15 protein-coding genes and 1 pseudogene are annotated in these 9,361 nt (G+C 51.5%); 12 read left to right on the plus strand and 4 right to left on the minus strand.

Features of this window, described 5'->3' with window-relative positions:
* From FDW98_RS23165 to FDW98_RS23180, 3 genes and pseudogenes are all read right to left on the minus strand, one after another.
* Positions 1-403: pseudogene (locus FDW98_RS23165) on the minus strand (Pyocin large subunit); the annotation flags it as partial.
* Positions 393-1,067: a metallophosphoesterase gene (locus tag FDW98_RS23170; RefSeq protein WP_137398963.1), complete on the minus strand. Its 675-nt coding sequence runs from the start codon at positions 1,065-1,067 to the stop codon at positions 393-395. The pseudogene FDW98_RS23165 and the gene FDW98_RS23170, both read right to left, overlap by 11 nt.
* Before the next feature lie 339 nt (positions 1,068-1,406).
* The gene (locus FDW98_RS23180) at positions 1,407-1,640 is read right to left on the minus strand and encodes a hypothetical protein (protein ID WP_003037808.1); all 234 of its coding nucleotides are present in this window, start codon (positions 1,638-1,640) and stop codon (positions 1,407-1,409) included.
* A gap of 155 nt (positions 1,641-1,795) precedes the next feature.
* Between FDW98_RS23180 and FDW98_RS23185 the strand changes: the two genes are divergently transcribed.
* The 12 genes from FDW98_RS23185 (at position 1,796) to FDW98_RS23235 (ending at position 7,897) form a co-directional block, all read left to right on the plus strand.
* Positions 1,796-2,392, plus strand: coding sequence for a helix-turn-helix transcriptional regulator (locus tag FDW98_RS23185; RefSeq protein WP_137398964.1), 597 nt, complete (start codon positions 1,796-1,798; stop codon positions 2,390-2,392).
* A 224-nt stretch (positions 2,393-2,616) separates the two neighbouring features.
* The gene (locus FDW98_RS23475; RefSeq protein WP_170975231.1) at positions 2,617-2,766 is read left to right on the plus strand and encodes a hypothetical protein; all 150 of its coding nucleotides are present in this window, start codon (positions 2,617-2,619) and stop codon (positions 2,764-2,766) included.
* On the plus strand, positions 2,763-3,755 hold the full coding sequence (locus FDW98_RS23190) for a hypothetical protein (protein ID WP_137398965.1): 993 nt from the start codon (positions 2,763-2,765) through the stop codon (positions 3,753-3,755). Before FDW98_RS23475 ends, FDW98_RS23190 begins: the two co-directional genes overlap by 4 nt.
* Positions 3,756-3,762: 7 nt before the next feature.
* The gene (locus tag FDW98_RS23195; protein ID WP_136397552.1) at positions 3,763-4,065 is read left to right on the plus strand and encodes a hypothetical protein; all 303 of its coding nucleotides are present in this window, start codon (positions 3,763-3,765) and stop codon (positions 4,063-4,065) included.
* Positions 4,062-4,289: a hypothetical protein gene (locus tag FDW98_RS23200; RefSeq protein WP_000806832.1), complete on the plus strand. Its 228-nt coding sequence runs from the start codon at positions 4,062-4,064 to the stop codon at positions 4,287-4,289. Before FDW98_RS23195 ends, FDW98_RS23200 begins: the two co-directional genes overlap by 4 nt.
* A gap of 18 nt (positions 4,290-4,307) precedes the next feature.
* Positions 4,308-5,129, plus strand: a complete 822-nt coding sequence (locus FDW98_RS23205) for a PD-(D/E)XK nuclease-like domain-containing protein (protein WP_137398966.1) — start codon at positions 4,308-4,310, stop codon at positions 5,127-5,129.
* The gene (locus tag FDW98_RS23210) at positions 5,126-6,007 is read left to right on the plus strand and encodes a RecT family recombinase (protein WP_085049296.1); all 882 of its coding nucleotides are present in this window, start codon (positions 5,126-5,128) and stop codon (positions 6,005-6,007) included. Before FDW98_RS23205 ends, FDW98_RS23210 begins: the two co-directional genes overlap by 4 nt.
* A gap of 46 nt (positions 6,008-6,053) precedes the next feature.
* Entirely contained in the window at positions 6,054-6,302 is a 249-nt protein-coding gene (locus tag FDW98_RS23215; protein ID WP_000816432.1) for an AlpA family transcriptional regulator, read from the plus strand.
* Positions 6,303-6,411: 109 nt separating this feature from the next.
* Positions 6,412-6,711 (plus strand): perC transcriptional activator family protein, encoded by a 300-nt coding sequence (locus tag FDW98_RS23220; protein ID WP_137398967.1) that lies wholly within the window; start codon positions 6,412-6,414, stop codon positions 6,709-6,711.
* On the plus strand, positions 6,704-6,883 hold the full coding sequence (locus FDW98_RS23225) for a DUF1317 family protein (RefSeq protein WP_137398968.1): 180 nt from the start codon (positions 6,704-6,706) through the stop codon (positions 6,881-6,883). Before FDW98_RS23220 ends, FDW98_RS23225 begins: the two co-directional genes overlap by 8 nt.
* Positions 6,880-7,473 (plus strand): MT-A70 family methyltransferase, encoded by a 594-nt coding sequence (locus FDW98_RS23230; protein WP_137398969.1) that lies wholly within the window; start codon positions 6,880-6,882, stop codon positions 7,471-7,473. The genes FDW98_RS23225 and FDW98_RS23230 overlap by 4 nt, the downstream gene beginning before the upstream one ends.
* Positions 7,474-7,642: 169 nt before the next feature.
* On the plus strand, positions 7,643-7,897 hold the full coding sequence (locus tag FDW98_RS23235) for a hypothetical protein (RefSeq protein WP_080860049.1): 255 nt from the start codon (positions 7,643-7,645) through the stop codon (positions 7,895-7,897).
* A gap of 3 nt (positions 7,898-7,900) precedes the next feature.
* On the opposite strand, the gene FDW98_RS23240 is transcribed toward FDW98_RS23235, so the two are convergent.
* The gene (locus FDW98_RS23240; RefSeq protein WP_137398970.1) at positions 7,901-9,154 is read right to left on the minus strand and encodes a tyrosine-type recombinase/integrase; all 1,254 of its coding nucleotides are present in this window, start codon (positions 9,152-9,154) and stop codon (positions 7,901-7,903) included.
* Between the last annotated feature and the right edge of the window lie 207 nt (positions 9,155-9,361).

A 9,361-nucleotide genomic window follows, 5' to 3' on the forward strand; every position in this document is an offset into this window, starting at 1 on the left:
TTAGATCTTCTCTTCTCTTCTCTTCTCTGGTCCGCTTTTTGTCCGCTTCTGATGCGGACGCTTTGCGGACATTTCTCTTCCTGTCTGCGTCCTGTGCACGACGCTTGGCAGACTGTCCGTTATGGGCTTCAAAGCGCGGCATTACTAGGCTTTCGCCTTCTTCTTCCAGCCATCCGACAGCCATCATTGCACGCGCAAATCCGGGGAAGCCGATCAGGTCGTCGAGAGTCTCCGCACTGTATCCGTCAAGAAAACCGTCAACAGAGTGGACATCGAAAAGACACCATGCGGAATGTAGTCCGCCAACTATCCGCAATCTGTCCGCTTTCAATGCGGACGCCATGCGGACAACTTTAGGGTGCGTATGCAGGTCGGCACGCATCTTGATCCAGTCACCGGCCATCATTCACCTCGCCTTGCAACTGTACTAATGTCAGGTTTCCGCAGAACACAGCGCCCGTGTCGATGTACATCTGGTTGGAGTATTTCAGTGGCTGACGTGCAGGCGTGTGACCAAATATGAAAATGTCTGCGCCGATGATTTCGTGATGATATCCGTCTTGCGCATTGGCTATCCTCTCTCTGTTCCAGATGACCATTTCCTCTGGCACTGGCTTGTCGAACTCATATTCGTTGTGCGGGTAGTCAGCGTGGCAGATGACAACTTTACGGTCGCCGGTCACCAGTTCGATGATCAGCGGCAACTCTGCTGCTTTATGGACAAGCGCTTTAGCTAATACTTCTTTTTCGTAGTCGAGATAAAAGAACCATCCACCACCATTTACCAGCCAGTGATTAACGTTTCCATGCTCTGACAGGCCATCAATCATCATCTGCTCATGGTTGCCACGTACGGCTCGGAACCATGGCATAGTAATAAGCTCCAGACATTCAACGTTTTCAGTTCCTCGGTCGACTAGATCGCCAACAGAGATAAGCAGGTCTTGTGCCGGGTCGAACTTCAGGACATCCAGCTTACCCATCAGGTTTGTGTAGCAACCATGCAGATCGCCAACCACCCAGATATTGCGCCAGTCAGCGCCGTTGATGCGTTGATAGATATTCATGTTGCCTCCCGCGCGTTCCTCAACGCAGCAGCGAATTCATCACGGTGACGATGAGCACTATTCATTGCGCACTCAACACACGTTCCGTTCAGAACGTAGCGCTCAGCACGGTGACCATTACGGCATTCTTTACCGGTATAAAAACGATTAAGGCCAGCTTTTGCTGCCTCCATTCTGGTGACAATCTTCACAGGAGGTGCCTCCTTTTTGTTATGGATATCGGTAATTTTGCACTAAGACGAAAAAAGATCAACCGTATATGGTTTTTTATTACCAGAAAGGTGTTTTATGCAGGAAGGAGCCGCCAGGTAATGACGGCATTGATGGGTTCAGGGAGGGTTATCGGTCGTAGAAGAAGAGCACTAATTCAGGTTTTGACTTTGTCCATTCGCGGGAACGACATGCTTTAAATAGTCCGTCCATCAGTCGCTTACCCGGCATCTTGCGGCGCCCGGTCAGATGCGTCTGGATGTAATGACTGGTGGTTCCTGCTTCATCTGCAAATGCTTCACGCTCATCAGGAGACAGTCCCAGCCAGTGCTTTTTGAAATCAAATTTTTTTTCGTCACTCATATTTTGCTTATCTCAGCCTGTCTATTCATATCTGAATTATTACCTTTCTGGTGAAAAAATCAATGATTATTACCGTTATGGTAACTTTACCTTTATGGTAATATTCATTTAAATTTAGTCAGTTAGGTAACATTAAATGGACAAATACAATAGCTATGAAAAGTATTTATGACATAAGACGCAAAAACCTTAACGAAATCATCCGCCGGGATTTCGACGACACCCAGTTGCGCTTTGCAGAACGGGTGAAGCGTTCGCAGAACCTGGTCAACCGGTGGTGTACTGGTATCAAAAACATCGGCCCGAATGCCGCGCGTATCATTGAAGAAGCAGCGCGCAAAGAAAAGTTCTGGCTTGATGTCGATCACGAACTGGACTCAGTACAGGCTGATATCTTTATTCCTGCCACCGACGATGGCGAATGGACTGTAGAGAAGCAAGCCGCAGCCACGCTCAACGCCTGGATGAGAAAGAACACGGAAATGACATCCGAAAAGAAAGTTGCTGTAGCAGCTGGTATTGGCCCGGCCACAGTTAACCGGATTATGAAAGCGGAAGTCAGCACGACCATCGGCGTTCTTTCCTCCCTGGCGCGCGCGTTCGGGCATGAAGCATACGAGATGATTATTCCCGTCGGCGCTCCTGGTGTTATCGACTACGACCACAGGATGTATGCAGCTCTGCCACAGGAAGAGAAAAACAAGATCACCTCATTCATCAACTTCGTGTTTGAGCAGAACAAAAGCAAGTAATCCCCCGCCATTCTGACGCTTTACCTGCCCGATGGCGGTAAGCTCGCGCCTCAATTAATTACCAAAATGGTAATTAATTCTCGTCATACCTATTGACACAATCACTTTTTGATCTGATTATTACCCAAAAGGTAATACACGAGCGCATCGCTCAGGCAGAAACCACCACTTCGTGGCTTTCCTGCGTCTTCGAGTATTACCAAAATGGTAATAGAGAGGTTCATATGCAGTGGAAAGTCATTAACGGTTGGTACTGCGTTACAGCTTGCGGGCTGATGAGCTGGAAGTTCCGCACGCTGGGTGAAGCAATGAACTGGGTATTCGTCAGCAAGCTGGCGGTAAAAACGGAAATGGATATGGGGGTGAGAAAGTGAGCGAATTAGCAATTATCGAAATTGCGCCAGATATGGCGCCAAGCATTTACGTAGAAAACGGCCTGGAAAAGTTCCTCGAACAGATCCGCGAAAGCGTTAAGGAAGTTCCTGACCTGACTACTGACAAAGGCCGCAAGCGCATTGCATCTCTGGCAGCTCAGGTTTCTCGCAGTAAAACAGCAGTTGAAAAGCCAGGACGTGATTACCTTCGTCATCTGAAAGAAGCCGTCAAACCTGCTGAAGCTGAACTTCGTCGATTTGTATCAGCTTGCGATGAGATGCGCGATGAGGTTCGCCGCCCACTTACTGAATGGGAAGCAGAACAGGAACGCATCAAGGCTGAAGAAGCCATGAATGCGCTGCACGCCGAAGCACTGGAGATGAACATTAAGTTCGACCAGGAGTTGACTGCCAAGTTCGAAGCGGACCACGAGATGGCTCTGCTTATGAATGACGCATTCGACCGCGAAGCGAAGGAGAAAGCAGAAGAAGCAGAACGCCAGCGCATTGCTCATGAAGAAGAGTTAAAGCGCCAGGCAGCAGAACAGGCCAAGCGCGAAGCCGAAGAGAAAATCGAGCGTGAACGCGCCGAATCTGCCCGTCGCGAGGCTGAATTAAAGTTCAAGGCTGAGCAGGCAGAGCGTGAACGTATTGCCGCAGAGCAAAAAGCTGAAGCAGAGAAGAAGGAAGCCACAGATCGTGCCGAGCGCGAAAAACAGGAAGCTATCGCAGCTGAGCAACGCAAGGCGCAGGAAGAAGCCGAGCGCATCAAACGTGAAGCCGAAGCGAAAGAAGCGGCCCGTCTGGCGGAAGAGAAGCGCATCGCTGATGAAGCGGCATCACGCGCTGCTGATGTAGAGCACCGTCGGGCCATTAATGCTGCTGCGGTCCAAGCTCTCATTGACCAGGGCATTCCTGAAGACTGGGCAAAGGCATGTGTTGTCGCCATCGCTCGCGGGAAAGTACCAGCAACGACCATCAACTACTGAGGTGGCTATGCACATTCAGCAATTCAATAACCTGAAAAAAATAGCAGTTCAGTTAAGCAATGACTACCAGCTGTCATCTGAACTGTACGACCGCCACGTTGAGCTGATCGAAGCAGTTGCTGGTTGCGAAATGGAAGAGTCATTCAAACGCGCCATTCTCCGTGCTGGTGTTCGTTACGAGGTAATGGAAGCGGCATTTGAAAGTGATGATTTCGAAGAGCTTATGTCGTCGTTCAAACGTGAATTAACTGGCGTCATCGCCCGTCTTGATCTTGCTGACCAGATCGACAGCAAAAGGAATGCGGCATGAAGCAAGAGTTTGAGTGGTTTGTTATGGACGGCAGAGCAAAGTTCAACACTGATGACGCTGTTGTTTATGAGGCTCTTGGTACTCAGGAGCCTTCAAATAAAAAACTAAAGCGGGATTGGGGGTTTATGGGAGCGGTGCTTTGTCGTGCTGCAATTACCAAGAAAGCGCAAGACGGCAACACCACGCAATGCGGTGATTTTGAATATGTTCGTGATATCGACTAATTCCGGGAGGGAGGAAGCATGAATACCGGCATCTACTACGACATCAGCAACGAGGACTACCACGCCGGTGACGGCGTGAGTAAGTCACAACTGGATATGGTGGCCAAGAACCCTGCCCTTCTGAAATGGGTGAAGGCTGCTCCGGAAGATGAAGAGAAAAAGTCCGCGCTGGACATGGGCACCGCCCTGCACTGCCTGCTGCTTGAGCCGGAGGAATTCGATAAGCGTTTCATCGTGGCGCCACAGTTCAACCGCCGCACCAATCAGGGTAAAGCCGATGAAGAAGCATTCCTGAAAGATGTTGCCGGTATGGGTATGACGGTGATGGATGCCGAACAGGGCCGGAAACTGAAACTGATGCGCGACAGCGCAATGGCCCACCCGGCGGCGCGCTGGATGCTGGAAGCACCAGGCCACTGCGAAGCATCGATGTACTGGAATGACGAAGAGACTGGCGAACTGTGCCGGATCCGTCCGGATAAGTGGCTGAATGAGCACAACGTGGTCGTCGACGTGAAAAAGGTTGCAGACATGGATCGCTTTGCACGTCACATCGAGGAATTCCGCTATCACGTCCAGGACGCCATGTACCGCGAAGGCGCACTGAAAGTAACCGGGCAGCCGCACGGATTCTTCTTCCTGGCTGTGAGCGAAACCATCGACTGCGGTCGATACCCGGTCCGCGTGTTCGAGCTGGATGCGCCGGATGTAGACGCCGGGCATCAGTTATTCCGCCGGGATCTGAACACCTATCACGAATGCCGCATCAGTGATGAGTGGGGCGGCGTGGAAATTATTAAACGCCCTGAATGGGCACGCAAACAGGATATGTACGTATGAGCAACGATATCGCAATCACATCACAGCCTGGCGCTACCGTCGGTACCGCTGCGGCAATCTTCAGTCCTGAGGGTATGGACCGCCTGGTGCGTTTCGCAACCCTGATGGCAGACAGTAAAGCAACTGTTCCGCAGCACCTGGCAGGAAAGCCTGCTGACTGCCTGGCGGTAACCATGCAGGCGGCGCAGTGGGGCATGAACCCGTTCGCTGTTGCGCAGAAGACGCACGTTGTAAACGGCACTCTTGGCTATGAGGCGCAGCTGGTAAACGCGGTTGTGTCATCTTCTAATCTTCTGGCCACCCGCCTGAATTACCGCTGGGACGGCGACTGGTCAAAGGTGAATGGCAAGAGCGACAAATCTCCATCACTGACCGTAACAGTGTCGGCAGTCCTGAAAGGCGAAGCAGAGCCGCGTGAGCTTACCATCAGCATGGCTCAGGCCGGTGTCCGTAACTCTCCACTGTGGGAACAGGATCCACGTCAGCAGCTTGCTTATCTGTGCGTTAAGCGCTGGGCGCGCCTGCATGCCCCTGATGTTCTTCTTGGTGTCTATACACCCGACGAACTGCAGGAGACAACACCGCGTGTTGAGCGCGACATCACGCCACCTGCGGCAACTGCTCAGGGCATGAACAGCCTGATCAACTCAAAGCCAGAGCAGAAGCAGGAAGATCGTCAGCAGCACAAAGATGATCGCGGCCCTGAAGAGATTCTGCACGCATTTTCCGGCGCGGCGATGAACTACAACACTCAGGCCGACCTGGACAAAGCGTACAAATATGTTGCTCAGAAACTGGCTGGTGATGATGACCTGCTGGCAAAAGCAACCGACGTTTACACCATCCGCTGCGACGAACTGAACGAAGTACCGATGTAACCACCACTGCGGCGCCACGCGCGTCGCAAATGCAAGAGAGGTAATTATGAAAAGAGCATTTGGCAAAAAGGAACTGATGGCAGTGGTGCCGGTATCTATGAGCACCATTGACCGCATGGAGCGCAATGGAGAGTTCCCGCAGCGTTTCTGGATCACTGATAAGCGCTGTGCATGGAACGCTGAAGAGGTTGAGAACTGGCTTGATGAACGTCAGGCCACCAGCCCAGCAGAGTTCACCGGAAAAAAGCCGCCGGTTGATCAGCGCGTTTACCGCCCAGTAAGTAACGCCGCATGACAGCGCTGATCAGGCACTGGGAAAAATGGTCAGGATGGTACTTATTCCTGACCGCCGTTTCCGCCTGGCTGTATCTGCTGGCGGTAATTTTCAGAGAAGGCTGGATCCGATGAGCAAATTAACCCGTCTTGAAAAGTATCACCTGAACTATGTGTCTCAGCGTCAGGCGTCAAAGGTTGTCGCCGTAACTCCGGCAGCGATGGAGGTAGAAAAACGCGCCGTTGAGCGTGAATCGAAAGGCCAGTTCCGCATTGCAGCCAGGCTCTGGTTGCTGTGCATGGATGCAGCAATCGGTGAAGTTGAACGCGCCAGAATAGCGATACGCCGCGATCAGTGCATATCGAAAGGTAACGGCCTGCGCCGGGGAGAATACGCTGGGATCGGATGTCGCGGGGTGGTGTATGACTAATCCGCAAGACGATATCACCGTTGGAATGGTGACACTAATTTATTCGATGAAGTATGGAGGCTGGTTAACTCCAGCCAAACTGATTATTCGCAACCCTATTGCAGCTCAGAGAGTGGCTGAAAAGCTGAATGAATATCTTAAGGTTCGTCCAATTAAGGCAGGTATGGCATGAACGGAAAATACACTCTTATCTACGCTGACCCGCCTTGGGTATACCGCGACAAAGCTGCCGACGGGAACCGCGGCGCCGGGTTCAAATATCCGGTGATGAACGTGCTGGATATCTGCCGCCTGCCAGTATGGGATCTTGCTGTCGATGATTGTTTACTGGCTATGTGGTGGGTGCCGACGCAGCCGGTTGAAGCGCTGAAGGTAGTCGAGGCGTGGGGCTTCAAGCTGATGACCATGAAGGGATTCACCTGGCACAAAACGAATAAGCACAAAGGCAACAGTGCGATCGGCATGGGCCATATGACCCGGGCGAACAGCGAAGATTGTCTGTTTGCAGTACGAGGCAAACTTCCTGCCCGCATGGATGCTTCAATCTGCCAGCACGTCACCGCACCTCGCATGGAGAACTCACGCAAGCCGGACATCATCCGCGAAAAACTGGTGCAGTTGCTGGGAGATGTACCGCGAATTGAGCTATTCGCCCGCCAGTCGTCGCATGGATTCGATGTATGGGGAAATCAGTGCTACGGTCCGGCGGTGCAGTTACTGCCTGGCTGCTCCGTACCAATTGTGAGGACTGAGGCCGCATGACCATGTTCAATGAGGCGGAGTTAATCCGCCAACTGGAAGAGCAGCGAGCTGTGATTGTGCAGCGCGACGATGAAATAAACAGGTTGCGCAGTGATGTTGAGATGCTAACAGCGGCACTTAATAACTCTTCGCCATCAACATCTAATATTTGCGGGAAGGAACGAACAGTATGAGCACAGTGACCATGCAAATGAAAAAAGTCTGGTTTTCTCCTTCTCGCGGTCGACATTTTCTGACGCGCAGGGCAGCGGTAAGAGCGGAGGCGCATGCAAAAATATTGGCTAAGTATCCGATTGAGAAATCATATTACGAACATGGCGGCCTTTGCGATCCAGGATTCTCGATTGAGTTCGACGAACCAGATCGATACAAAAAAATGCTCAGACGCATGATGCGGCTAATCGATAAGAATACGGAGAAATAAATATCAACCAATCCCTTCCATCCACATCTCAAACTTCGACGGGGAGAACGGAACCAGATCGGTGTGCTCCCCGTTAACCCAGGCATCGACCATATCAGCCCACTGTTGCAGCATATAGGCGCGCTGCCTGGCATACTCCGCTTTGTTGTAAACCGCGCGCACTCCCTTCTGCTCATGCGCCAGCGCCTTTTCAATCCAGTCAGATGGATAACCAGCCTCATGTAAAAGCGTACTGGCAGTACGGCGAAGATCATGCACAGAGAAGTTATCCAGATGCCCGCCAGTATCATTTACCGATTCGACAGTAACATTGATCAGTCTGTTCAGTGCTGCGTTGGATAATGGCTTGCTGACAGAGTAGCGCCCGGGCAAAAGGTATTCACTTCCACCAGCGCACATCTGCAGGCCAACCATGAGATCCTGCGCCTGCTTTGGCAGATAGATAACGTGCGCCCGGCTTCCCTTCATACGGTCTGACGGTATGGTCCACGTCCATTTTTTGAAATCAACCTCTGACCATGTGGCATGAGTGAATTCACTTTTACGAACCAGGGTGAGCAGCACCAGCTTTAATGCCAGCTTCATCGTGGCCATAGTCCCGACGTGATCCAGAGCGCGGAAGAATACTCCGATCTCTTCAGGTTGCAGCGTGCGGTCGCGCGGCTTAAACATAGCTATTGATGAAGGCTTGATGTCCGCAGCCGGATTAAACAGGCCGTGCCCGCGGTCATTGGCATAGCGGTACACGCTGCTGATTATCTCTCTGGCCTGCACCGCCGTCGCTCGCCCGCCACGCTCGACAATGCGATCGCACAGGTCACGAACCATGACGGTGGTTATCTCAGCCATCATCTTGTTACCCAGAACCGGCATGATATCTCGTTCGATAACGGCCTGCTTCATTGCCCGGGTACTGTCAGCCAGAATGACGTGCTTCATATAGCTGTCGGTATGTACCGCGAATGTCTCAGCCCCACGAATCTTTTTGATACCGTCACGTTTAGCCGCAGCAGGCGACTGGCCTGCCTTCAGCAGCTTCTTTGCAGCAATGAGTTCTTCGCGTGCTTCCGCCAGGCTGATTCCGTCACGACCATACTGACCAATGACCAGCGTTTCCCGTCGCCCGTTAATGCGGTAGTCGTACCGGAACGAGACAGAGCCGGAAGTAAGCACTGCGACATACAGCCCATCACGATCAGAAACCTTATACAGTTTGTCCTGCGGTTTGAGGTTTTTTAATTTGGTATCAGTAAGCACAATTCACCCGTAAAGCATCCATGATTTGACGGTATGAAGAGTATACCTTTAGGGTAATACCGTCACCTGTACCGGCGAAAAATGTGAGATAGAGTGAATAGATATGATGTGATATAATGAAAAACCCCCTGCAAAAACAGAGGGTTGAGTGCTAAATTGAATAGAAATGATTAGCTGTGAGTTAGCTGTAAATCATTCCCATTCAAT

Origin of the sequence: Citrobacter sp. wls711 (genome assembly GCF_005281055.1) — a bacterium.
Lineage (GTDB): Bacteria > Pseudomonadota > Gammaproteobacteria > Enterobacterales > Enterobacteriaceae > Citrobacter > Citrobacter gillenii.